We start from the raw sequence: 23,349 nt of genomic DNA, 5'->3' as shown, positions 1-23,349 counted from the left end.
CCTTTTTGTTCACATACTATTAAATTAACGTTTTAACTACTTGTTGGCATCGTGGGCATAAGTGTTCTAATTCACCTACTGCGCCTAATGCTTCAGTGTAGTTCCAACATCTTTCACATTTTTCGCCTTCAGCGTGGTCAATTCTGATATCACCATGTTTGTAAGTCTCTGCATTGTCCACAGCATCTGTAACTTCAACTTGTGAAACTATGAATAATTGTTGTAAATCATCAAATTGTTGTAAGAACTCTGCAGCGTTAAAGTTGTCGTTATTACCAATAACAACTTTTGCTTCGAGTGATTTACCGATTACTTTATTGTTACGTGCTACTTCTAATGCTCGGTTAACATCATCACGTAATGCCATTAATTGATTCCATTTATCAAGTAATGCTTGATCAACTTCAACTACTTTAGGCATATCAGCTAAATGAACACTTTCTTCTTTCACATGTGGTGTGTGTGTCCAAACTTCTTCAGCTGTATGGACTAAAATAGGTGCTAATAATTTCGTCATATCAACTAAGATTTGGTATAACACTGTTTGCATACTGCGACGTTTATGCGCATTTTTCTCTTCGATATAAAGGATATCTTTACCATAATCTAAATAGAAGTTACTTAATTCAACATTAATAAAGTTTTGAACTTCTTGATAAATATTTAAATAATCAAAGTTATCATAATGGTTAATTGTGCTTGCAGTGAATTCACGTAAACGGTTTAATAAGTAACGGTCTACTTCTAATAATTCAGATTCAGGAATTGCATCTGTTTCCGGATTGAAATCGTTAATATTACCTAACATGAATCTTAATGTATTTCTTATTTTACGATAAACATCAGATGTTTGTTTTAAGATTTCATCAGAAATACGAACGTCAGCTAAGTAATCCGTACTACTAACCCATAATCGTGCGATATCAGCACCTTTTTGTTTTACAACTTGGTCTGGAACAATAACATTACCAAGTGATTTACTCATTTTCTTACCTTCACCGTCCATTACAAAACCGTGAGATAATAAGAATTTATATGGTGCTTGCCCTCTTGTTGCCACAGCAGTAGTAATTGAAGAGTTAAACCAACCACGATATTGGTCACTACCTTCAAAGTATAAATCTGCAGGGAAACTTAATTCTGGACGATTTTCTAATACACCACGGTGTGATGAACCTGAGTCAAACCAAACATCCATGATATCCATTTCTTTTGTAAACGTACCATTTGGACTACCAGGATGTGTAAATCCTTCAGGTAATAAGTCTTTCGCTTCTTTTTCAAACCAAATATTTGAGCCATGTTCTTCAAATAAATCTGCTACATGGTTAACCGTTTCTTTAGTCATGATAATATCGCCGTTTTCAGCATAAAATACTGGTAATGGTACACCCCATACACGTTGACGAGAAATAACCCATTCTCCGCGATCACGAATCATATTATAGATACGTGTTTTACCCCAATCTACTTTGAATTCTGTATCTTCAATTGCATCTAAGATATCTTGTCTTACCTTATTGATTGAAGCAAACCATTGTGGTGTTGCACGGAAAATAACTGGTTTCTTAGTACGCCAATCATGAGGATAACTATGTGTAATAAAGTTAAGTTTTAATAAAGCATCTTTTTCAGTTAATAAATCAGTAACTGCTTTGTTAGCTTTATCGTAAAACATACCTTCAAATTGTCCGCCTTCTTCAGTGAACACACCTTTATCATTTAAAGGACTAATTACTGGTAAATCATATTTTTGTCCAACGATATAGTCATCTTCCCCGTGACCAGGAGCGGTATGAACACAACCTGTACCTGCATCAGTTGTAACATGGTTACCGTTAATTACAAGTGATACACGATCTAAGAATGGGTGTTGGGCTTCAACGTACTCTAATTCTTTACCTGTAAATTCTTTTTCTAATTGAATTGCTTCTTTATCCCATTCTAATGCTTCTGCTACATTTTCAGATAAAGCTTGTGCAATGATATATTTCTTACCATTCACGTTATATTGACCATATTTAAGTTCAGGGTGAACAGTAATCGCAACGTTTGATGGAATAGTCCATGGTGTAGTTGTCCAAATAATAAATTGTGCATCTTCATCTACAATACCTTTTGAATCTTTTACATCAAACGCAACATAAATTGATGCTGAACGTTTATCATGGTATTCAATTTCCGCTTCAGCTAAAGATGATTCACTTGAAGGTGACCAATAAACAGGTTTTTTACCTTTATAAATTAATCCTTTATCAGCCATTTCACCGAATAAACGAATTTGTGCCGCTTCATATTCTGGTTTCAAAGTGATGTATGGATCATTGAAGTCACCACGCACACCAAGACGTTTAAAATCTTTCTTTTGTAATTCAATTTGTTCTAATGCAAATTCTTTACATTTTTCTCTAAATTCGGCAATTGACATTTTTTTACGATCAACGCCTTTTTTAGTTAAAGCTTGTTCAATTGGTAAACCGTGCGTATCCCAACCTGGAACGTATGGTGCATAAAATCCTTGCATCGTTTTATAGCGGACGATGATATCTTTAATGATTTTATTTAATGCATGTCCCATGTGTAAATTACCATTTGCATACGGTGGACCATCATGTAGGATATAAGATTGGTTACCTTTATTTTTTTCTAGTGCTTTTTGGTATTGGTTGTTAGCTTCCCATTGTTCTTGGATTTGAGGTTCTTTATTTGGCAATCCACCACGCATTGGAAAGTCAGTCTTTGGCATTAATAAAGTATCTTTATAGTTCATAATTGTTTTCACTCCTTAAATGTAAAAAAGAACTCTAAGTTCAATTAAAAAGGGACGGAATGACCGCGGTACCACCCTTGTTAACTCAACTTAGAGTTCTCTCATATATATCGTATTACTTTGTCTAAGTCAGTGATATAAGAGATAGACTTTTATTAGGCTTTCACCGACCCTAATTCGCTGTAAAAAGTTGATTATCTCCTACGTGTCTGTCTTATTTGATAACATTTATTTATTTGTATTTGATGTTGATTCGCTTTGACTCACACTTGCCTCTGAAGCAACAGGTTCACTTGTACTAGTAGCGTCACTTGTACTTAGTGAATCGGTTGATTGGCTATCACTTTCGCTCGTAACCGTACTTTCAGATTGCTGAGCCTGAGCGTTAAGTTGTTCCTCAGGTGTAATATCTTGACTATTTAAATGTTGAAAATTTTCTTGCGTAACTTGTTCTGCATCGATATCGTAGTTTAGTAAATAATCCCAATCGTCATTTTTTAATAAGTCTAATTGAGCTTCCACTAACATACGGAAACGAGATCTAAAGATTTTAGATTGACGTTTCATATCTTCCGTTTGGAATGATAAATGACGCGCTTTCTCAATAGCATCATTTACGATTAAATCTGCTTGTGCCTGTGCTTTACTAATCACAGCTTCCGCTTCTTTATTTGCTGCTTGTTTTGTTTCTTCACCAGCTTGTTGTGCTTGAACAAGTGCATCGCTAACTGATTGATGTACTTGTTGGTAAGATTTAATATTAGTATCTCTCTCTTCAATTACTTTTTCAAGTTGTTTTTTTTCATCTTTTAATCGTTCAATTTCATGACTTAATTGATTTAAATAATCACTTACTTCAGCTGGTTCAAGACCATTTTTCACTTTTGTAAATTCTTTATTTTTTATTTCACTAGGTGTAAAAGGCATCCTACATCCTCCTTAAATCAATTTTAAATTGACTTCTATTTATTACTTAAACAATGTTCGATAATTAATGTGTATTTTGTCTTTTTTAGTTCTACCACCTATATCAGTAATTTGGGCTCTTCCAAATCCTTGAATAGATAATAAATCATTGGTTTGTATTTGAAAATCTGGTGAATCAATAATAGTATGATTTACTTTGACACGTTTCTTTTCAATTAATTGTTTCGCAATTGATCTAGATTTGTGAATCATTTCTTTTACGACGACATCTAATCTCAATGCGCTTACAGTACTTCCTTGAATTTTCCAATTCTCTACTGATTGTATCATATCTTTAAATGGAATAGAATTAAGTTTAACTGTAGCACCTTTTATCTTTGTTAATTCCAACATAATATATGATTCTAGTTGCTTTGTCAAAACAAATTGAATACGTTCTCCTACAATGATATCTCCGACTTGTTCTCTTTCAATTCCTAATGACATGAGTGTGCCTAACACATGCTGGTGTTGAAGATGAACAAACTTTTCAGGGTAATTAATCTGAATTAATACTTCTTCAAAATCGTCTTCCTCCGGATCAAAGTAACTCGGTGCTATTATTCCTCTTCTTCTTTCAGCGTGATTTCCACCAAAAAATGTCACATGCATATCTTCATAACTGCCTGTGATAATTTCAAGAATATATTGCCCTCTCGGATCAAGAAAGTTTGTCAAAATAGGTGCATACTGCTGTTCGACCTGATCACACTTATCTATTAATTGATCGATTAGCACTTGCTCCTCATCTCTAAAATGTTGATAAATATCGATTACTGTTACACCTCTCTTATATCTAATTCAAATGATAAAAGAGGTTGAAACAAACATTTGTATTGTCTCAGCCTCTTTAACTTCGTTAATTATTACACTAAATAAATAAGTATCATATTAAAAATACTTCTTAACCCAGCTTGGAATAATACAAGTACAAACAAAGCTACAAGTGAAGAAATGTCAATCATTCCAATTGGTGGGATAATCTTTCTAAATGGTTCTAAAAATGGTTCATATAATTTACCTAGTATTTGGCCTAATTTAGATTCTCTAACACTTGGTACCCAAGATGTAAAGAAATATATAATCATTCCAAAATAATATATTTGTACTAGAAATATTATAAAATTAAAAATAGTAGCTAATAAACCTACATCCATATAATGTCTCCTTATTCGTAGTGCTGCGTTTCCATTTGTTCAATGTGGTCTGTGATACTTCCCGCAACTTCCACGTTATCAGGTGTACAAAGGAATATGTCAGTACCTACACGTTGAATATCCCCACCAATCGCATAAACTGTACCACTTAAGAAATCAATAATACGTTTAGCTGAAATTTTGTCAATGCGTTGTAAATTAACTAATGTAGCGCGACGGTTTTTTAATTCATCTGCGATATCTTGCGTATCAGAAAATACACGTGGCTCAAATAAGCACATTTTTGAACTTTCATTGCCACTATAGCTTTGTGACGATTGATTCATCGTCACAACATTTTTACTGTTTGACTTTGATGGTGGTTGATTCATACGCACATTCCTTTCTTCTGAGTTATAATTTCTTGATGTTTTCTTTTGCGGTACGCTCTTTAATTTACTTTGATTGCTATATGAACGTTCAGATTGTTGTGGTTGATTCTGCTGAACATGATTTGTTTCTGTTTCTTCATTCTGAACTACACGACGTTGTCGCTCTTCAGGGCTTTCTACTTCCTCTTCATCATCCATTAGAAAAAAATTATTAAATAAATCTTTAATAGCCACGGGGCTCACTCCTATTCTCCAACAAGTTTAGTCCCTATTCTTATAAATGAAGCACCTTCTTCTACAGCAATTGCATAGTCATTACTCATTCCCATAGATAAATAATCACATGGTGCATAATCTAATTTAAGGTTTTTAATTTCATCTCGTTTTAATCGTAATTGTTTAAATAACTGACGAATATAAGCTGTATCATCTGTATAGGGTGCCATAGTCATTAATCCGACAATTTTAATGTTGTCATATTGTTTCATTTGTTCTATGAAGTGATTAACTTCATTCAAAGCAATACCATGTTTAGATTCTTCACCTGAGACATTAACTTGTACGAAGCAGGCAATCTCATGATCAGCTCGTTTATTAATTTCCTTAGCTAGACTAAGTCGATCTAATGCATGCAGGTAATCAATGTCGTTAATTACTTCTTTTACTTTTCTAGATTGTAAAGAACCTATAAAATGCATCGTAACATCGTCAGGTAACGCAGATTTCTTCTGTAAAAAGCCTTCTAATCTGTTTTCACCAAAATGTCTTAGCCCAGCATCATAAGCTTCTTTAGCACGGTCTATTGTAACATATTTTGTCACTGCAATCACGTTTGGCAAGGAACTTGCTTCACTATTTTCATAGTGTGCTTGAATTTCACTTTCAATATTTTTTAAATTATCTTTTACGTCCATATTCTACCCAACCTCTTCAACATTTGTTAAGTACAATGATTATTAATATTGACTTTCACATATCTATTGTATTACGACAATCAATACTTTAAATAGCTTATTTTTGTCCTATAAATGCCAACATTCTTCCTGTTTGGCCCTTTTCAATACGATATGAAAAGAAAAGAGACAAATCTTCTGATGTAGCATAGTCAGTAATATATATATTGTCCATTGGCACACCATAATGATGAAGTAATAATGCATTAGCACGCTTTAAGTCAATGCCATGTCGATTTTCTCCACGTGTCTCAATATATGACTCTACATTAATTGGTAACGTTTCAAACTTCGATTTAATATCATCATTAATTTCATACGTCGTTGATGTCGATGGTCCTATCACTATATTTAAATCTTTTAGATCAAAATCAATTTGTTTTAACATTTCATTAACGATTTGGCCATAAGTACCTCGCCATCCTGCATGTGCTAAACCTATATAGTGGTGTTTCTCACTGTAAAAGTAAACGGGTACACAGTCTGCATAACACATAGTTAATAACGTATCAGATTCATATGTATACATCCCGTCAATACCATATAGTTCATCTGTTAAACTATCAATGTTAGTCCCACGATGACTTTGTGTAATCTCAATCACACGATTTTCATGTGTTTGAATCGGGAATACCCAATGCGCGCTTTCAAATCCAATTGCATCCGCCAATATTTCTTGATGTTTCGTAATATTTTCAGGTTCATCATCCACATATCTAGCCATATTAAATGACGCTTCAGGATATAGGCTATAGCCACCCTCTCTTGTAGTGAATCCCAAATTTACACGCATCAAGTCTTTAGATTCATAATTTAAGTAATGGGGATACTTCACAAACTTCTCTGACACGAAATCAAACCACCTTAATTTAATGTTTTATATTTATCGATTTAAAAAGCCTTACTCTAAAATTGAATATAATTATATTATATAACAATCTTCACTTTACTTGAAAGTAAATAAAAAGGGAGCGAACATGAATCCACAAGTGAATTCGTCGTTCTACTCCCTTTTAGGAATGATTAAGACGATAAAAACACTTAATCATACAACGAAATATAGTCTAAACTTATTTGAATTAACGTCTAGTTCTTCTAGAACGTCTTTCTTCTCTATTTCTGATGAAGCTAGGAATGTCGTCATCTTTAGTAGTATGACTTCTTTCAGATACGCTTTCAGAAGAACGCGTGCTTGATGAACTTTGAGAGAATGATTCTTCTCTAGGTGTACTTGCTTGAGATGACGTACCTGAAGTTGCACTTGATCCGAAACCTGTGCTTGAAGCTTTACGTCCTTGTGAAGTTGGTTTATCTTCAAAGCCTGTTGCAATTACAGTAACTACGATTTCATCTTGTAATTCAGGATTGATAACTGTACCAAAGATCATATTCACATCTTCATCTGCTGCATCTTGTACGATGTCAGCTGCTTCTTGCGCTTCGAATAATGAAAGTGATTCTCCACCAGTGATGTTCATTAACACACCTTGAGCACCAACGATTGAAGTTTCAAGTAATGGTGATGAAATAGCTTTTTTAGCTGCTTCAACTGCTCTGTTTTCACCAGAAGATACACCAATACCCATTAATGCTGAACCTTGGTTAGACATGATTGTCTTAACGTCAGCAAAGTCTAAGTTTACTTCACCTGATACAGCAATTAAGTCAGAGATACCTTGAACACCTTGGCGTAATACGTTATCTGCTTCTTTAAATGCTTCCATCATAGGTGTTGATTTGTCAACGATGTCTAATAAACGGTCGTTAGGGATAACGATTAATGTATCTACAGCTGCTTTCATAGCTTCAACACCAGCAGCTGCTTGTGTTGAACGTTTACGTCCTTCAAATCCGAATGGACGCGTTACAACACCTACAGTTAATGCTCCCATTTCTTTAGCAATCTTAGCTACTACTGGTGCAGCACCTGTACCAGTACCGCCACCCATACCAGCAGTTACGAATACCATATCTGCACCTTGGATAGCATCTTCAATTTGTTCACGAGATTCTTCAGCTGCTTTTTTACCAATTTCTGGGTTAGCACCTGCACCAAGTCCACGTGTTAATTTCTCACCAATTTGGATTTTAGATTCTGCTTTAGATAAGTTTAAAGCTTGTCCATCTGTGTTAATTGCAATAAATTCCACATTATTCATACCATGGTCGATCATACGGTTAACAGCGTTGTTACCGCCACCACCTACACCGATGACTTTTAATGTCGCTAAATGATTAAATCCTTGTTCAAATTCTAACATTTATATTTCCTCCTAGTCTTAATGGCCCATCATTCAAATAGAGATTTCATAAGTTTTTTAAATTTACCCTCTTCTTTTTGAGGTTTTTCTTGATCATCATCATAATGTTCTGTCGTATCGTGATGAGTTTCATGGCTTTCATACTCATCATCATTGTCTACTTTTTCTGCTCTTTCATGTGGTTCGTTGTAGTCTTCTTCATAAGTATCTTCATTTTTATTTGACTTACGTTTAAACCAGTCAAATCCACCAGATTTAGAAGTATGTTCTTTTTCGTTATCTTCAATAACTTCTTCTTCAAATTCATCATTACCTTGATAACTCATTGTAACATAATCTAGCAGTTCATCAAAAGTGATGCTACTAGATATAGTAGAAATCGCTGATGTGAATTCTGGTTTTCTAATACCCATTTGTGATGGTGTATGAATTCTGATTTTTTCATTTACCATCGTATTGAGTAATTCTTTAACGCCTAATAAGTTTGAAGAACCACCTGTTACAATGAAACCACCGTTTACTCGTGTTAAACCTAAGTCGACTAATACATCAAATACCTCATTAAAGATATCTTGCATTGTTCTCTCAATTACTGCACTTAAGTCTTTTTGAGTATATTCTACTAATTCATCACTATCTACTTGGTCAACGCTGAATACATCTTGTTCTGATGCTGAATTAGCAAAAGCATGACCATACTGATGTTTAATCTTTTCAGCTGTTTCATATGTAGTATTTAATTCTTCAGCAATATCATCAGTAATATCGCGCCCTGCTAATTCAATTGAATCAGCATCTACTAATTCGCCACGTTCATAAAAGGCTATTTGTGTTAAATCTTCACCAATGTCAATAACACACGCGCCTAATTCTTTTTCAGTGGCAGTAAGAATTGAACCATAGTTATATGCATCTGAATAAACATCTAAAACGTCTACACCACATGATTCTACACATTTAATCATGTTGATTAAAATAGATTTGTGAATTGCAATAACCCCAGCTTCAACTCTTAATGAGTGTCTAGCAATTAATTCTTTAGGGTCTGATACTTCGTTATCCCCATCTACTATAAAACGAATCGGGAAAACATCAATGACATCAGTATCCGCTACATCATTTTTTTGACGAATACCTTCTAGCACTTCTTCAATATGTGTGCCGTTTATTTCAGTATCTTCATAAAAATCAATTTCATTTGCTTCATCATATACTTCTGTACCTATGATAGGTAATTTTAAGAAAACTTCTTTAATGTCTACACCTGATGCAATAGAAGCTTTTTTAATTGTATCTTTAACTGCTTGTTTAGCAATGTCAAAATCATCAATTAATCCATTCTTAATACCGCTAGTGTAGGTTTGTCCTGTACCTATCACATTGATACCATTGTGAAATTTCTCGCCTACTATTGTTTTTACACTTGATGAACCAATATCTATGCTTACATAGTAATGTTCCTCCATAGATAGGCACCTCCTGACAAATTACTATTAAAATACACTATGTTTAGTTTACAATACGTCGAAAGGCTTGTGAACTATAAACACATATTAATATCGAAATTTTTTAATTATTTGAATCTGATTGTTCGTTAATTTTATTTAAAGCACTTTGTAACTCATCTTTTGCATCTGTTTCTTGTTGTGATTTTTGACGAACATTTTGATCAGATTTAGAATCTCCGCTACTATTTTCATTATACGGGATAAATGATGCACCTACAGATAAATCTATATATCCTTGTGTTTTTAGATTTCCTGAATCATCTTTCGCTAAAGATTGAGACATTTGAGGGTAATATTTAATTTTATTAGCAATTGTTTTGATATTACCTACTACTTGCATATCATCTTGCATATATAAAAGAATTCGATTAGGACTATTTTGTTTGGGTGCGTAACTCACTTCTGAAATCATATTTCTAACTTCTGGAGACATCTTAGACAACGCTTTAATCATGTTATCTTTTTCTTTACCTTTAAATCCATCTATAATTGGACCGCTGCCTGCAATATTACCATCAAAATTTTTCAATTCTTCGTTGCCTTCAATGATTGGCACATATTTATTTTTCTCTTTGACAACACCCACAACTTGATTTTCAGTTATTTGTACTTTCAATGTATTAGGTAATTGTTTTTTAATTTTAACGTCTTTGATTAAATCGTTTTTCTTCAGATTTTGAATCCCTTTACGTTTACTATACGTATACATTCTTGAATTGTCTTTAACATCTAAAGCTTTTTTAACTTGACTATCGGTTACGTTGTTATTTCCACTAATTTTAATATTTGAAATTCTACTTAGTGGTGTAAACATATAAAGTAAAAATAAGATAATTAACAGTATTAAAACGGTTAGGATAATATACTGAACTCTTTTTTGACGTTTCCTTCGCTGAATTCTTAGTTGTTCTTTTCTTTCTTGAGGTGATAAATGATCGAATCGAGCATCCTTTTCACGCTTTCGTCTCTTACGATTATCGTTAAATTCTTTCAACCTATCTTTGACTGTAAATTTGTGCGTAGGTTCTTCTGACTGAGTAGAAAGCGTACGCCTTTTTTCTAGTTTTTCACTATCATGACGATGATCATTCTTTGCTTTTTTTCCTATGTTTTTATGCGATGGATCACTAAATGCATTTTGTTCTAATGATTCAGAGTCCTTGATTTGGCTTTCCGTTTTCTGTTTGTCTGCTGAATTGTTCTCATTGTCTTGTTCTTGATTTGATTCAACGGTTTGCTTTTTTATTTTGTACAATTGGTCATCATCAGTGGGTAAGTCATTATTATTTACATGATTTGAAAGGTGGTCTTCATTATTTAGTTCTCGATTTCTCTTTTCGATAAGACTTTGAATCGAGCTCACCTTATTATGTTTACGTCGTTTATCTTTCACTTGATTTCACAACCTTTAATAAGATGGTAAGTGGGCACGGAAGCTCTCTATAAATCTTTCTCCACGTTCTTCAAATGTATTATATTGATCCCAACTTGCACAAGCTGGAGATAATAAGACAACATCATTCGGTTCAACTACATCTTGTACTTTTTTGACTGCATCTTCAATATCTGTAGCTTTGACGACGATTTTGCCTTGACTATTGCCAAGTTTAGCAAATTTTTCTTGCGTTTGACCAAAAACAACCATAACACGAACATTTTTCATATAAGGGATTAATTCATCAAATTCATTCCCACGATCTAAACCACCACATAACCATACTATAGGTTGTTTAAAGGAATTTAATGCAAACTGTGTTGCTAATGTATTCGTAGCTTTAGAATCATTATAATATTTATTCGTGCGATTGGCGCCAATATATTGCAATCTATGATCTATACCGGAGAATGTCGTTAAACTATCAACGATGGCCTTTATTGGGACACCAGCTAGAATAGAGGCCAATACTGCAGCGAGAATATTCTCTAAATTGTGCTCACCTGGTAGAACTAAATCATCAATATTGATGATTCTTATGCCCTTATAGATAATAAAGCCATCTTTAATGTAAATACCGTCAACTTCCTGATGTGTAGAGAAATACAGTGTCTTAGCTTTTAAACTCTCTGACTCAATTAATTGTCTTTGATGATAATTACATATTAAATAATCATCTTCAGTTTGGTTTTTATAGATTTGTTTCTTAGCATTTTGATAATTTTCAAGCGTTTCGTGATAATCAAGATGCGCTGAATATATGTTTGTAATAATTGCAATATGAGGACGATATTGTTCTACACCTAATAATTGAAAAGATGACAATTCAGTTATGAGAAATTCATCTGGTGACGTTTCTTGTGCTACTTTAGATGCCACATAACCTATATTTCCAGATAAACGACCAGTCAATCTACTTTTCTTGAACATATCCCCTATTAAAGAAGTGGTAGTTGTTTTACCATTGGTACCAGTAACTGCAATAATAGGTGCTTCAGATATTAAATAGCTTAATTCGACCTCAGTTAAAATCTTTAAATGACGTTGATAAGCCTCTTTAATAATAGAAACAGTGTATGGGATACCAGGGTTCTTGACAATAATAGGATTATTATCAAGTAACGATAAAGGATGCCCACCATCAACAATTTTAACACCTAATGCTTCTAAATCCTTGGCATGTGGATCTTGAGATAAATCTTTGCCATCATTGACTGTTACATTTGCACCTAGTTTAATTAGTAACTTAGCCGCTTCATATCCGCTTTTTGCTAATCCTACCACAAGGACATCTTTATTTTCTAATCCTTTATAATCGAGCATGCTAATGCACTCCTATCCATAATCCGATTAATCCTGAAATTAAACCAACTGTCCAAAATACTGTTACAACTTTCCATTCTCCCCAACCACTTAATTCAAAGTGATGATGGATTGGGCTCATTTTAAAGATACGTTTTTTTGTAAGTTTGTAAGAAGCAACTTGTAACATAACTGAAGCTGTTTCGATTACAAATACTAATCCAACTAGTAATAATGATAATTCTTGATTTAACATAATTGAGATTGTAGCAAAAATACCACCCAAAGCTAAACTACCTGTATCACCCATAAATACTTTTGCAGGATTAAGGTTATATGGAAGAAATCCTAATAAAGCAAAAATCATTATGATACAAAATGCACCAATTGCTGGTGAATCTAAAACAAAGCTCATAATGGCATACATTGTAAAGCCAATGATTGATAGTCCTGTTGCTAAGCCATCTAAACCATCTGTTAAATTCACAGCATTTGAGAATCCAACTTGCCAAAATACGATAAAAATAACATAAGCAAATGATAATGGAATGCTAATATTTGTAAAAGGTATATTTAAATCAGTTGAAAACGCTATAAGATGAAATACGTCACTAAGTACAAAGAATACTATTGCAATAGCGATTTGTGCTAAAAATTTCTGTTTGCTTGTTAAACCTTGATTGTTTTTCTTAACTACGATGATGTAATCATCGATAAAGCCAATCAAACCAAAACCAATTGTTACAAATAATAATAATATGATTGGATTTGAATTATCTACAAAGAAAATTGCAATAATTGATGTGATGATAATACTAATTAAAAAGGTCAAACCACCCATTGTAGGTGTTCCTGTCTTCTTCATGTGACTTTGCGGACCTTCTTCACGAATACTTTGTCCAAATTTCATTCGCTTAAGTGTCGGGATTAATATTGGTACTAAAATAAAAGTAATTAGTAGTGCGATAAACGCGAGTATAAAAAGCATAATGGTCTCCTTTATATATTTAATTTTTAAACGTTGTACTCTGAGTTAACTTCGTTATAATATCTTATTTATTTTATCAATATTTGTAAGTAAATTCATTTAAATATGAGTACAGTATTGAATGAAACACTTTGATGATACGTAATTTATAAAAACATCAGTGTTCATCCAATACCTGTACCTCATCATCTACCTTTTCAAGACAAGATCTGATTACTCATTAGCATCGTGTGTCGTACTGGACTACTCGTCTTGGCTAGATGAACGAGATGAATCTTCTTTGTTGTCTTCCCCACTAGTGTCAGAAGACGAATTTGATTTGTCTTTATCTGACGAATCATCACTTGATTGTTCTTTATTAGAAGCATCATTTGATGTTGAATCATTAGCACTAGCATTCGTCGACGTGTCATCAGGGTCTTCAGTAGATAATTCAATTTCAACTTTACTATTATCTTTTAATGTTGTTCCACTCGTAACCGATTGTTTTGTGACGTAACCACTACCTTTTGTTGTAACGTTAATGCCCGTTAATTCTTGGAAGGCAAGCACATCGTCTTTTGTCCAACCCTTCATATTTGGCATTGTAATATCACCATCAGTTAATAAAAGCACTTTACTGTTAGGCAATAGTTTTTTGTTTGGTTTAATCGATTGCGATTTAACATTATCTCCATTACCAATAACTACTGCTTGTAAATCTTCAGATTGCAGACTTTCTTTCGCTTTATCTGTAGACTGTCCTGATACATTCGGAACTTTTGAATATTGTGCTGATTTTGTTTCATCTGTTTTAGAACCTACATTTAAATATTTAAGTGTATTTTCCATGATTGGTTTAAATGCTTTACTTACACCCATTTCATAGGCTTCTTGGTCGTTTTTCTGAGCTAAGCTCATTCCAGCATAAACGATAACCTTAGGATTTTTCTTAGGTGCGTCGCCTATGAAACTTACAAAGTAAGGGTTCTCACCTTTAACATAACCGCCGCCTTTTTCATCTGCTACTTGGGCGGTACCAGTTTTACCTTCAATATCATAGCCGTCTACTCTATAGTTCATCGCATGACTTTTCTTACTATTAACTACTTTATCTAGTTCAGTTTCTACTTTACTTGCAGTTGAAGCAGTGATGGGTTTGCCTGCAAATTCTTTTTTGCCTTGATAGAATGTTTTCTTAGAAACTGGATTGTTAATACTTTCAACAAACCAAGGTTTCAACATATTGCCATCATTAAAGAAAGCAGATTGTGCCTGAATCATTTGTACTGGCGTTACAGTTGTAGATTGTCCAAATGCTGATGTTTTTTGCTGTAATTCATTTGACCAGGCAATATGACCTTCAGCTTCACCATCAAATAGACCGCCTGTTTTTTTACCAAAGCCAAATCGTTCATACCAAGATTTCATTTTGTCAGCACCTACAAGGTCTTGTAAATGCATCATCAATGTATTTGAAGAGTAAGTGAATCCAAGAGACATTGGGATTTCTCCCCAACCAGTTCTATTCCAGTCAGAAATTCGAGACCCCATAATATCACGGTGTCCAGACTCATATTTCTTATCAGGATCAAACTTACCTTCTTGTATAGCTGCTGCTAAACCGAATGATTTAAACGTTGAACCAGGTTCATACGTATTTTGATATAAGTCGTTCGCCCATTTTTTCCCAAAGTTTTCGCCAGTTTCTGGATTAAACGTAGGTCGTTGACTAAAAGCTAAAATCTCACCCGTTTGTGCATCCATCACAACAGCAAATAAATCCTTTGGTTGATATCGCTTAACCATATCATCCAGTGCTTCCTCTACGAACACTTGAATATTAGAGTCAATCGTTAAATGAACATCGTCGCCACGTTTAGGTGATTTTTCATTTTTAGTATTTGGAGCTATATATCCCCAAATATCTTGAATATACGACAACGCACCTTTAGTACCACTTAAATAACTGTCAAAGATTTTTTCTACACCAAGTGCACCTTTTAATTCGCCTGTATCCGGATTTTTCTGAGCCATCCCAATTAAATGAGACGCGAAATTACCATTTGGATAAAATCGTTCAGTTTCTGGATATAATGTGATGCCAGGTAAATCCATTTTTTCGAGTTTTTGTTTATCTTGATACGTTAAATTGGTTCCTTTTTGCCCAAATTCTACTTGGAATGCTTTTTTCTGATTAAGCCTTTTTTCAATTTCTTCAGGTTTCATATCTATAATTTTAGATAATGCTTTAGCAGTTTTTTTCTTATCTTCGACATAGCGTGGTTTATCACCACTTTTACCTGCACTTTTATCAACAACAGCCACAACTTTGTATCTTTCTACATCTTCTGCGAGAATTTTACCGTTTCTATCGTAGATCTTACCTCGTTCCGCCTGTTCATTGGTTTGAACAAGATACTTTTCATTTGCTCGCATAACTAAATCCTGTCCATCTGAATGACCTGTAATCATTATGTACGCATATCTTAAAACCAATATAAAAAAGAGCAGTCCGAATATACCAACAAGGAGGACTGCTCCTAATTTATTTTTTCTAATTTTAATTTTTCGCTTCGCCATTTATACGCACTACCTTTACATTGTCGTTATTTAGGCTCATACCTTGTGCTTTAGCCTTGTCGTAAATGCGTTGGTAAGAAGAACTTTTCTTTATTTCAGATTGAATCGCGCTATTTTCACTTGATTGTTGTTCAATTTTAGAATCTAAATCTGCAATTTTTCCATTAGTATCATACGCATCCATTTTTAAAGATAGCATATAGATAGCAATAACTGCAATTGCAGTAACAAGTGTTATGTATAAGTATTTCTCAAACCTTGTGAGTTGAACTACAACCTTTTTTGTGACAGTTCGTGTTTGTGGTTTTGGTTGAGGTTGTTGTTTCGGTATACTATTGTGCTGAACGTCTTCATATGGTTCATATATTTCTTCTACAGCCATCGTCAATTACTCCTTATTTTAAAATTTCTGCAACACGTAATTTTGCACTGCGCGCTCTGTTATTTTCATCCAAATCTGTGTCAGTTGCCGTTATTGGTTTACGATTTACTCTTTTAAGTTTAGGTGTGTAAGCTTCAGGAATAATTGGTAACCCTCGTGGCACTTCAGGACCCTTTTCATACTCTTGGAACATTTGCTTACATAATCTGTCTTCTAAAGAGTGGAAAGTGATTACTGAAATTCTGCCTCCAACTTTCACAAGCTCAATCGCTTGTTCAATTGAACCCTCGAATGCAGATAACTCATCATTGACTGCTATACGTATAGCTTGAAATACACGTTTTGCAGGATGACCACCTTTTCTTCGAGCTTTAGCAGGAATGCCTTCTTTAATAATGTCAACTAGCTCTAATGTAGTTTCGATAGGCTGATGTTCACGATGTGCTTCGATTCGTCTCGCTATTTGTTTAGAAAATTTTTCTTCTCCATAACGATAAAAAATCTTAACAAGCGCTTCATATGGCCATTGATTGACTACTTCATATGCGCTAAGTTGCTGCGTTTGGTCCATTCTCATATCCAGTTTGGCATCATGATGGTAACTAAATCCTCGCTCTGGAACATCTAATTGTGGACTCGAAACGCCTAAGTCATAATAAATTCCGTCTACCTTTTCAATGTTCAAATTTTTTAAAATGTCAGTCAATTCTCTAAAATTACTATGTACGAACGTGACTTTGTGTAGATGATCTTTCAATACTTCTTTAGCATTATCTAATGCTGTTGTGTCTTGATCAATCGCAATTAATCTACCGTCATCGTTTAATTGATTTAATAAATAGAGAGCATGACCCGCGCCACCAAGCGTACAGTCTACATAAATACCATCTTCCTTGATGTCTAGATAATCTATTGTTTCGTTGAGCATGACGCTAATATGATGAAACACGACCTATTCCTCCATTAAAAATCAAAATCTATTAAATCTTCAGCAATATCTTCGAAACTTTCTTCAGATTCATCATAAAAATCTTTCCAAATTTCTCTATCCCAAATTTCAATTCGATTTGAGACGCCTATTACTGTACATTCTTTTGTTAAATTAGCGTATTTCCTTAAATTTTGAGGAATATTAATACGCCCTTGCTTATCCAATTCCACTTCAATCGCACCTGAGAAGAACATACGCATAAACTTACGTGCGTCTTTTTTTGTCATAGGTAAGGTTTTCATTTTGTCTTCTATTTGTTGCCATTCTTCAAGTGTGTAACCGAATAAACATTTATCAAGGCCTCGTGTGATAATAAAACGTTCGTTTAAGTCATATCTAAACTTAGATGGAATTATCATACGTCCTTTAGCATCAAGTTGATGTTCGTATTCTCCCATGAACATTATTATCACCTCACCTTATTTATAATTTACCACATATCCCCACTATCCTCCACTAATTCTGTAAAATATCTTAAAATTCTTTTTTCTATACAAAAAAACCCTATTTTATCATTCCGATAAAATAGGGCTAATGCCTGATTTATTAAGGTTTTACAATAATTTGGTCAAATGTGTATTCAAGTGGTGGATAAGTGGAGGGACTGAACACATCAATCCCAAAATCATTCATAATTTGGAGTGGATTCCAAATTCTTTCTTGCAGTACGTGGTGAGGATGTAATACGAAATCCAATTCTCTAAATTGTCTCATGCTAATATCATTTTCTCGTTCAATATTTAATAAATAGCGCTTAAGTAAATAATCAAATTGTTTATTATGAATGTCTCTATTTTTAGTAACTAAATTTAAATTGTCTTGGTTCCCTTGAACTTCATTTAATAATTGCTCATATACATTGTCATGTTTGGCTTGCAATTCTTCTACTTGTTGAATGAAGGTGTTGGATGCTTTTTCTCGTACAAATTTATTTTTGTCATCATCAATACCAGTTTGAATTACTTTTTCAACATTCAAATTATATTGCTTCAATAGCTTTTCTGTTCTCTCCATCATATAAGTGATTTTCATACGTGGTAAAACAATAGGCATTTCAACATCTAGTAAATGGAACACACCATTTAATTCTGCCCAATACTTAATCTCACTTGGGCCACCTATGAATGCTACAGTATTGAATAACCATTCTTCCATGACTGGTCTTGTGACAACGTTGTTTGAGAATCGCTCTGGCTCAGCTTCTATCAATTCCATGAGTTCCTTTTCTGAGAAAGTGCTCTCTGACTTACTTAATTTAAAATGGTCACCATCTCTTGTTATTAATTGTCGCATCCCATCTTCATGAAGGAATAAATGAACATTCGTGTCAGTCTGAATCATTTGTGTTAACCCAGCCTCAATAGTTTGTTCTTGTGTTTGTCTAAATGCCTGATCAATTTTAGTGTGTTGATTTACAATTTCTTTTAATAATGGTTTCTCCAGTTGTCTTAGGTTATTATTTTGTGCATCAATGAGTAACAAACCGTAATCTTTAAAGACTTCATGTAATAAAGCTTTAAAGATATCTGTCCATGTATCAAACGTATTAATAATATCCACACATAAGTTATATAAAGGTTTAGAATGCTTAGTTTCTTTTAATTCTTTGAAGAAAAGATTTAATGCATTAAGTAGCGCTTCTTTATCAGGTGTATATCTTGAAACATTAGTTTCTGGTGGTGTCATTGTATGATATTTAACTTTCTTTAATTGTGCCTCATTGGCATTATATGCATACGTATGATTGACTTCATCAAAATCATGATCTTCCCCAGCAATCCAAAATACTGGTACAACCGTTTCACCGTATGCTTTAGTTAGTTGATTACTTAACGTAACAATTGAAAGTATTTTGTGGAACGTATATAAAGGTCCACCAAATAGACCGGCTTGTTGACCACCGATGACTACTTTTGCACCTTGTCCAAGCGCCTCTATGTGCTCTAGTTGAGAAGTCGTTAATTTTAAATCTGCCATATGGTCTTTAATGATTTGTGCTAATTGTTGTTCTCTACCATTATTTGGACGTTCCATTCTAGCAGTGAAGCTAGATGATGCAACAGAATCATACTGATAAAACGCTAATAATCGCTTGTCACTTTCTTTTAATTTTGAAATAAATAAATCTTTTTCTTTAAACTGAGTTACTCGACAGTCCATATCCATACTCCTTCAACATAGCTATTACTCATATAGTATAAAGATTATAGCACTATATGACAATTTTACGGCTTAAAAAATTATAAATAGTATTGTAAAAGATGCCTTTGCTAAGGTAAATATAATTGAATGATATTTACATATTATTTAAGTTATAATAAAACAAAAGAAATAAGGGGGATAATGAAAATGAGTGAAGTTAAACATCTTGAAATAAATTATAAAACAGACGAGTTATTTGAAGCTTTTAGAGCGTTTGGAAATAAAGATTTATACATGGTAGAAGAACTACAAGGTCAAATGATAGACGCTAGTTCCGATTCACCATTCTATGGCATTTTCCATGGTGAAAACCTTGTTGCGCGTATGGCGTTGTTAAAAAAAGGTGATGTTGAAGAAATTTATTTTCCAGAATTTGACGACTATTTACTATTATGGAAATTGGAAGTATTAGAGAAGTACCAAAACAAAGGATACGGCCAATCACTCATTGATTACGCCAAATCTTATAATATGCCTATCAAAGCGATTGCACGTCAAAATTCTAAAAACTTTTTAATCAATCAAGATTTTGAGGATGTTCATGCCAAAAATCCTGAAGGCCACGATGTACTTGTTTGGTCTCCTAAATAATCGTTTTATAACGTGAACAAAAAAGTGATTCAAATCGTTTCTATATAAAACCAAAATTCAATTACTAGAAAAAAGCCAGTAAATGTGTTTTGACTTAATTCATTTACTGGCTTCAATTTTTGAATAACTGAGAATTAATAGCTCACTAGCTCAACTTGACATATGTGTGACGTCTCTGTTCGGAGCCTTCTACGTTAAGCCCTGCACTCAGCTATGTTTCATTATCCATTTCAATTAATTTAACTAATTCGTCTAATGATTTAATTTCATAATCCGGCTCTATGTTAGAGGTGTTCTTCTTGTTTCTTATATTAAACCAGCATGTAGCGATATTAGCATTTTTGCCTCCTAATATATCTGAAGTTAACGAATCTCCTACGATAATGGCACTTTCTCGTTTCGCTTCACCTATTTCATCGAACACATAATCAAAAAATTCTATCATAGGCTTTTGATAGCCAGTCTCTTCTGAAATAAACACACCCGCAAATGTATCTTTAAACTGTAATTGCGCAATACGTCTTTTTTGCGTATCCGTAACGCCATTCGTTACGATATACAGTTCATTATTTTGAGCTAAGCGATCTATCGTTTCTAATGTTGAATCAAAGTGCTTAATAGGTGCCTTTGCTAATTCATCTCTAAACATAATATCCGCTTGTTTGCCATCAACCTCTATACCATAATGATTAAAATATTCAATAAAACGGTGGGATAGAACTTCTTCTTTAGTAAGTTTATTTTCTTGAAATGCCTCCCAATGTGCTTGATTAATTTGTTTAAAAAATTGAAAGTCTTCAGCTGTTGGATAATGTTGATAATGCTTTGCCATATTATGAAATGCTTTATCTTCAGCATCATAAAAATCAACTAAAGTATCATCGAAGTCTAATAGAATTGTATTATATTTCATCGTTTCATCCTTACTCATTATTTACTACTATGTATTTTAACAGAAATTGATCTATAAATTAAAAAAAGACCAGAGCGCTTGCCCTGGTCCATATGACTTAAAATGTATATTAGAAACCGAAGATTTTACCTAAAGCACTAATACCGTTTTCTACGATACCTACGATGTCAGTACCCATTTTACCCCAGTCTTTATCTTGACCTGCTTGAATTGCTGCTGCGATAGATTCTGCTAATTTTTGCATATTTATCTCTCCATTTCTGTTTGTATATTTATGATATTAACTAAGTTTAAAAAAAGCGTTGAATTAGAAACCAAAGATTTTACTTAATTCTGTTACACCGTTAGAAATTACATCTAAAATGCTTGTACCTAATTTAGTCCAGTCTTGGTTTTGACCTGCTTCGATTGCACTTTTAATTGCGTTTGCGATTTTTTCCATGATTATAATCTCCTTTGTACTGTTTATTTATATTTAGATGAAATGTTTAAGTCGAAATATTAGAATCCGAATAATTTACCTAAAATGCCAACACCGTTTTCTACGATACCTACAATGCTTGTACCTAATTTAGCCCAATCTTGGTTTTGGCCTGCTTGAACTGCATCTGAGATTGCTTGTACTAATTTTGACATTTAAATCGCTCCATTTCTTTTATTTATATATTTAAACTGTATGTTTTAAGATATTAGAAACCAAAGATTTTACTTAATTCTGTTACACCGTTAGAAATTACATCTAAAATGCTTGTACCTAATTTAGTCCAGTCTTGGTTTTGGCCTGCTTCAATTGCGCCTTTGATTGCGTTTGCGATTTTTTCCATGATAATGATCTCCTTTATAATGTAGATTTATATTTTAATGAAATGTTATTAGTCGAAATATTAGAATCCGAATAATTTACCTAAAATGCCAACACCGTTTTCTACGATACCTACAATGCTTGTACCTAATTTAGCCCAATCTTGGTTTTGGCCTGCTTGAACTGCATCTGAGATTGCTTGTACTAATTTTGACATTTAAATCGCTCCATTTCTTTTTAGTTAGAATATTTGAATCTTAATGCACTCGTTTGTTCGAAATACATTAAGCTATTTCTTAAAACTAAAAACGATGAATTGGTAAGTTTTTGTTTACCTATCGTTTTGATACTTATACTATATACCGATTTGTTCGTTTTGCGTTCTATCTTTCTTAACTCAAACATTAAACATCAAAACTGTAGGCATTTGATTTCTTAGAATACACTTAGGCATTCATATATGTTGTACAAAATCAGACAATTCTGCAAACGTTTACAATACCTTTACATTCGCTTAAAATTAGATTATAAAACCCTCGCTTAAACAGTTTATTTCATCAATTATAGTCCTTGCTAAGTTAATCTGTGTCTATTTTCATCCATAAAACAAAGCATAATCGTAAATAAACGCGTATTAATAAATGATCATACTAATTAAACGACATTACTTTATCAATACCATTTCTGTTCACGCATTTCATCGTACTACTATTGATGACTAACGTTGAAATTCAAAATCGGCAGATAGCCTATAGAAGGTTTAACGTCTAATTTTGGTCAATTCGTTTCGCAAGAGTTACAAATACGCATAATTAGTGAAAAATATAAACTTTTTTTATATCAAAGCTATTGATAAATAAGGTTTCTTTAGCTATAATTATTCTTGTGTTAAAAAATCATGTCCTGGTAGCTCAGCTGGATAGAGCAATGGCCTTCTAAGCCATCGGTCGGGGGTTCGAATCCCTCCCAGGACGTCATATAACTTTTGATAAAAGTCGAAAAGCCTGCTATTATAGGCTTTCGGCTTTTTTATTTCGAACAAAACAGAATAAAACTGAACTATTTTGACACGTGCTTAACACTTTTATATCTGCTTTTTCTAATTTATCAAGCCTCAATATGATTTAAACCGTAAGTACTAAAATAATAATTGAAAGCAACAATGGGAGTGGGACAGAATTCTTTTTAAATTCGT

At 33.4% G+C, this 23,349-nt stretch carries 24 protein-coding genes and 1 tRNA gene; 2 read left to right on the top strand and 23 right to left on the bottom strand.

Features of this window, described 5'->3' with window-relative positions; all coding sequences use genetic code 11:
• Window positions 1-19: 19 nt before the first annotated feature.
• The 17 genes from ileS to bshC all read right to left on the bottom strand — a co-directional run bounded on the left by ileS (window position 20) and on the right by bshC (window position 19,806).
• The gene (gene ileS / locus HMPREF3239_RS09500; protein ID WP_070855454.1) at window positions 20-2,770 is read right to left on the bottom strand and encodes an isoleucine--tRNA ligase; all 2,751 of its coding nucleotides are present in this window, start codon (window positions 2,768-2,770) and stop codon (window positions 20-22) included.
• A 228-nt stretch (window positions 2,771-2,998) separates the two neighbouring features.
• Window positions 2,999-3,697, bottom strand: a complete 699-nt coding sequence (locus tag HMPREF3239_RS09495; protein ID WP_053029197.1) for a DivIVA domain-containing protein — start codon at window positions 3,695-3,697, stop codon at window positions 2,999-3,001.
• 42 nt (window positions 3,698-3,739) lie between these two features.
• Window positions 3,740-4,537, bottom strand: coding sequence for a YlmH family RNA-binding protein (locus HMPREF3239_RS09490; RefSeq protein ID WP_256323753.1), 798 nt, complete (start codon window positions 4,535-4,537; stop codon window positions 3,740-3,742).
• A 65-nt stretch (window positions 4,538-4,602) separates the two neighbouring features.
• Window positions 4,603-4,893 carry a YggT family protein gene (locus HMPREF3239_RS09485; protein ID WP_070855450.1) on the bottom strand — a complete coding sequence of 97 codons (291 nt, stop codon included), beginning with the start codon at window positions 4,891-4,893 and terminating at the stop codon, window positions 4,603-4,605.
• Between the two features lie 11 nt (window positions 4,894-4,904).
• Complete coding sequence (locus HMPREF3239_RS09480) at window positions 4,905-5,498, bottom strand: cell division protein SepF (RefSeq protein ID WP_053029194.1); 594 nt, start codon at window positions 5,496-5,498, stop codon at window positions 4,905-4,907.
• Window positions 5,499-5,509: 11 nt separating this feature from the next.
• Window positions 5,510-6,178 (bottom strand): YggS family pyridoxal phosphate-dependent enzyme, encoded by a 669-nt coding sequence (locus HMPREF3239_RS09475; RefSeq protein WP_070855449.1) that lies wholly within the window; start codon window positions 6,176-6,178, stop codon window positions 5,510-5,512.
• A gap of 97 nt (window positions 6,179-6,275) precedes the next feature.
• On the bottom strand, window positions 6,276-7,067 hold the full coding sequence (pgeF, locus tag HMPREF3239_RS09470; RefSeq protein ID WP_053029192.1) for a peptidoglycan editing factor PgeF: 792 nt from the start codon (window positions 7,065-7,067) through the stop codon (window positions 6,276-6,278).
• 229 nt (window positions 7,068-7,296) lie between these two features.
• Window positions 7,297-8,478 (bottom strand): cell division protein FtsZ, encoded by a 1,182-nt coding sequence (gene ftsZ, locus HMPREF3239_RS09465; protein ID WP_053029191.1) that lies wholly within the window; start codon window positions 8,476-8,478, stop codon window positions 7,297-7,299.
• A 29-nt stretch (window positions 8,479-8,507) separates the two neighbouring features.
• The gene (gene ftsA / locus HMPREF3239_RS09460; RefSeq protein WP_070855447.1) at window positions 8,508-9,944 is read right to left on the bottom strand and encodes a cell division protein FtsA; all 1,437 of its coding nucleotides are present in this window, start codon (window positions 9,942-9,944) and stop codon (window positions 8,508-8,510) included.
• 103 nt (window positions 9,945-10,047) lie between these two features.
• Window positions 10,048-11,379, bottom strand: a complete 1,332-nt coding sequence (locus HMPREF3239_RS09455) for an FtsQ-type POTRA domain-containing protein (protein WP_070855445.1) — start codon at window positions 11,377-11,379, stop codon at window positions 10,048-10,050.
• A 15-nt stretch (window positions 11,380-11,394) separates the two neighbouring features.
• Window positions 11,395-12,744 carry a UDP-N-acetylmuramoyl-L-alanine--D-glutamate ligase gene (murD, locus tag HMPREF3239_RS09450; RefSeq protein ID WP_070855443.1) on the bottom strand — a complete coding sequence of 450 codons (1,350 nt, stop codon included), beginning with the start codon at window positions 12,742-12,744 and terminating at the stop codon, window positions 11,395-11,397.
• A gap of 1 nt (window position 12,745) precedes the next feature.
• Window positions 12,746-13,711 (bottom strand): phospho-N-acetylmuramoyl-pentapeptide-transferase, encoded by a 966-nt coding sequence (gene mraY / locus HMPREF3239_RS09445; RefSeq protein WP_053029187.1) that lies wholly within the window; start codon window positions 13,709-13,711, stop codon window positions 12,746-12,748.
• A 243-nt stretch (window positions 13,712-13,954) separates the two neighbouring features.
• On the bottom strand, window positions 13,955-16,273 hold the full coding sequence (locus tag HMPREF3239_RS09440) for a penicillin-binding protein (RefSeq protein WP_070855441.1): 2,319 nt from the start codon (window positions 16,271-16,273) through the stop codon (window positions 13,955-13,957).
• Window positions 16,254-16,655: a cell division protein FtsL gene (gene ftsL / locus HMPREF3239_RS09435; protein WP_070855439.1), complete on the bottom strand. Its 402-nt coding sequence runs from the start codon at window positions 16,653-16,655 to the stop codon at window positions 16,254-16,256. Before ftsL ends, HMPREF3239_RS09440 begins: the two co-directional genes overlap by 20 nt.
• A 13-nt stretch (window positions 16,656-16,668) precedes the next feature.
• The gene (rsmH, locus tag HMPREF3239_RS09430; RefSeq protein WP_070855437.1) at window positions 16,669-17,604 is read right to left on the bottom strand and encodes a 16S rRNA (cytosine(1402)-N(4))-methyltransferase RsmH; all 936 of its coding nucleotides are present in this window, start codon (window positions 17,602-17,604) and stop codon (window positions 16,669-16,671) included.
• A gap of 14 nt (window positions 17,605-17,618) precedes the next feature.
• Window positions 17,619-18,050 carry a division/cell wall cluster transcriptional repressor MraZ gene (gene mraZ, locus HMPREF3239_RS09425; RefSeq protein ID WP_053029183.1) on the bottom strand — a complete coding sequence of 144 codons (432 nt, stop codon included), beginning with the start codon at window positions 18,048-18,050 and terminating at the stop codon, window positions 17,619-17,621.
• A 142-nt stretch (window positions 18,051-18,192) separates the two neighbouring features.
• A complete protein-coding gene (bshC, locus tag HMPREF3239_RS09420; RefSeq protein WP_070855435.1) occupies window positions 18,193-19,806 on the bottom strand; it encodes a bacillithiol biosynthesis cysteine-adding enzyme BshC in 1,614 nt (537 codons plus the stop codon).
• Between the two features lie 189 nt (window positions 19,807-19,995).
• On the opposite strand from bshC, the gene HMPREF3239_RS09415 reads away from it, so the two are divergent.
• Window positions 19,996-20,439 carry an N-acetyltransferase gene (locus tag HMPREF3239_RS09415; RefSeq protein ID WP_053029181.1) on the top strand — a complete coding sequence of 148 codons (444 nt, stop codon included), beginning with the start codon at window positions 19,996-19,998 and terminating at the stop codon, window positions 20,437-20,439.
• A gap of 211 nt (window positions 20,440-20,650) precedes the next feature.
• On the opposite strand, the gene HMPREF3239_RS09410 is transcribed toward HMPREF3239_RS09415, so the two are convergent.
• The 6 genes from HMPREF3239_RS09410 to HMPREF3239_RS09385 all read right to left on the bottom strand — a co-directional run bounded on the left by HMPREF3239_RS09410 (window position 20,651) and on the right by HMPREF3239_RS09385 (window position 22,371).
• The gene (locus tag HMPREF3239_RS09410; RefSeq protein WP_053029180.1) at window positions 20,651-21,352 is read right to left on the bottom strand and encodes a YjjG family noncanonical pyrimidine nucleotidase; all 702 of its coding nucleotides are present in this window, start codon (window positions 21,350-21,352) and stop codon (window positions 20,651-20,653) included.
• Between the two features lie 109 nt (window positions 21,353-21,461).
• Window positions 21,462-21,596: a beta-class phenol-soluble modulin gene (locus tag HMPREF3239_RS09405; protein ID WP_070855434.1), complete on the bottom strand. Its 135-nt coding sequence runs from the start codon at window positions 21,594-21,596 to the stop codon at window positions 21,462-21,464.
• Window positions 21,597-21,659: 63 nt separating this feature from the next.
• Complete coding sequence (locus tag HMPREF3239_RS09400) at window positions 21,660-21,794, bottom strand: beta-class phenol-soluble modulin (RefSeq protein WP_070855432.1); 135 nt, start codon at window positions 21,792-21,794, stop codon at window positions 21,660-21,662.
• Window positions 21,795-21,853: 59 nt separating this feature from the next.
• Complete coding sequence (locus tag HMPREF3239_RS09395; RefSeq protein WP_011276028.1) at window positions 21,854-21,988, bottom strand: phenol-soluble modulin PSM-beta-3; 135 nt, start codon at window positions 21,986-21,988, stop codon at window positions 21,854-21,856.
• 53 nt (window positions 21,989-22,041) lie between these two features.
• Window positions 22,042-22,176: a beta-class phenol-soluble modulin gene (locus HMPREF3239_RS09390; protein ID WP_070855429.1), complete on the bottom strand. Its 135-nt coding sequence runs from the start codon at window positions 22,174-22,176 to the stop codon at window positions 22,042-22,044.
• A 60-nt stretch (window positions 22,177-22,236) separates the two neighbouring features.
• Complete coding sequence (locus tag HMPREF3239_RS09385; RefSeq protein WP_011276028.1) at window positions 22,237-22,371, bottom strand: phenol-soluble modulin PSM-beta-3; 135 nt, start codon at window positions 22,369-22,371, stop codon at window positions 22,237-22,239.
• A gap of 683 nt (window positions 22,372-23,054) precedes the next feature.
• On the opposite strand from HMPREF3239_RS09385, the gene HMPREF3239_RS09380 reads away from it, so the two are divergent.
• Window positions 23,055-23,128 (top strand) — tRNA-Arg (locus tag HMPREF3239_RS09380).
• Window positions 23,129-23,349 lie beyond the last annotated feature (221 nt).

The sequence above is a fragment of the Staphylococcus sp. HMSC34C02 genome (assembly GCF_001838705.1).
GTDB classification, from domain to species: domain Bacteria; phylum Bacillota; class Bacilli; order Staphylococcales; family Staphylococcaceae; genus Staphylococcus; species Staphylococcus borealis.
The sequence above is the reverse complement of the archived record's forward strand: the minus strand, read 5'-3'. Positions and strand labels throughout refer to the sequence as shown.

Bases quoted from the DNA above. Each gene is read 5' to 3' on its own strand.
- HMPREF3239_RS09495 (WP_053029197.1), bottom strand. From the start codon at position 3,697: ATGCCTTTTACACCTAGTGAAATAAAAAATAAAGAATTTACAAAAGTG.
- HMPREF3239_RS09415 (WP_053029181.1), top strand. From the start codon at position 19,996: ATGAGTGAAGTTAAACATCTTGAAATAAATTATAAAACAGACGAGTTA.
- mraY (WP_053029187.1), bottom strand. From the start codon at position 13,711: ATGCTTTTTATACTCGCGTTTATCGCACTACTAATTACTTTTATTTTA.
- HMPREF3239_RS09475 (WP_070855449.1), bottom strand. From the start codon at position 6,178: ATGGACGTAAAAGATAATTTAAAAAATATTGAAAGTGAAATTCAAGCA.
- mraZ (WP_053029183.1), bottom strand. From the start codon at position 18,050: ATGTTCATGGGAGAATACGAACATCAACTTGATGCTAAAGGACGTATG.
- HMPREF3239_RS09440 (WP_070855441.1), bottom strand. From the start codon at position 16,273: ATGGCGAAGCGAAAAATTAAAATTAGAAAAAATAAATTAGGAGCAGTC.
- HMPREF3239_RS09395 (WP_011276028.1), bottom strand. From the start codon at position 21,988: ATGTCAAAATTAGTACAAGCAATCTCAGATGCAGTTCAAGCAGGCCAA.
- ftsA (WP_070855447.1), bottom strand. From the start codon at position 9,944: ATGGAGGAACATTACTATGTAAGCATAGATATTGGTTCATCAAGTGTA.
- HMPREF3239_RS09405 (WP_070855434.1), bottom strand. From the start codon at position 21,596: ATGCAAAAATTAGCAGAATCTATCGCAGCAGCAATTCAAGCAGGTCAA.
- HMPREF3239_RS09400 (WP_070855432.1), bottom strand. From the start codon at position 21,794: ATGGAAAAAATCGCAAACGCAATTAAAAGTGCAATCGAAGCAGGTCAA.
- ileS (WP_070855454.1), bottom strand. From the start codon at position 2,770: ATGAACTATAAAGATACTTTATTAATGCCAAAGACTGACTTTCCAATG.
- HMPREF3239_RS09485 (WP_070855450.1), bottom strand. From the start codon at position 4,893: ATGGATGTAGGTTTATTAGCTACTATTTTTAATTTTATAATATTTCTA.
- ftsZ (WP_053029191.1), bottom strand. From the start codon at position 8,478: ATGTTAGAATTTGAACAAGGATTTAATCATTTAGCGACATTAAAAGTC.
- bshC (WP_070855435.1), bottom strand. From the start codon at position 19,806: ATGGACTGTCGAGTAACTCAGTTTAAAGAAAAAGATTTATTTATTTCA.
- HMPREF3239_RS09390 (WP_070855429.1), bottom strand. From the start codon at position 22,176: ATGGAAAAAATCGCAAACGCAATCAAAGGCGCAATTGAAGCAGGCCAA.
- HMPREF3239_RS09385 (WP_011276028.1), bottom strand. From the start codon at position 22,371: ATGTCAAAATTAGTACAAGCAATCTCAGATGCAGTTCAAGCAGGCCAA.
- ftsL (WP_070855439.1), bottom strand. From the start codon at position 16,655: ATGGCTGTAGAAGAAATATATGAACCATATGAAGACGTTCAGCACAAT.
- murD (WP_070855443.1), bottom strand. From the start codon at position 12,744: ATGCTCGATTATAAAGGATTAGAAAATAAAGATGTCCTTGTGGTAGGA.
- HMPREF3239_RS09410 (WP_053029180.1), bottom strand. From the start codon at position 21,352: ATGAAATATAATACAATTCTATTAGACTTCGATGATACTTTAGTTGAT.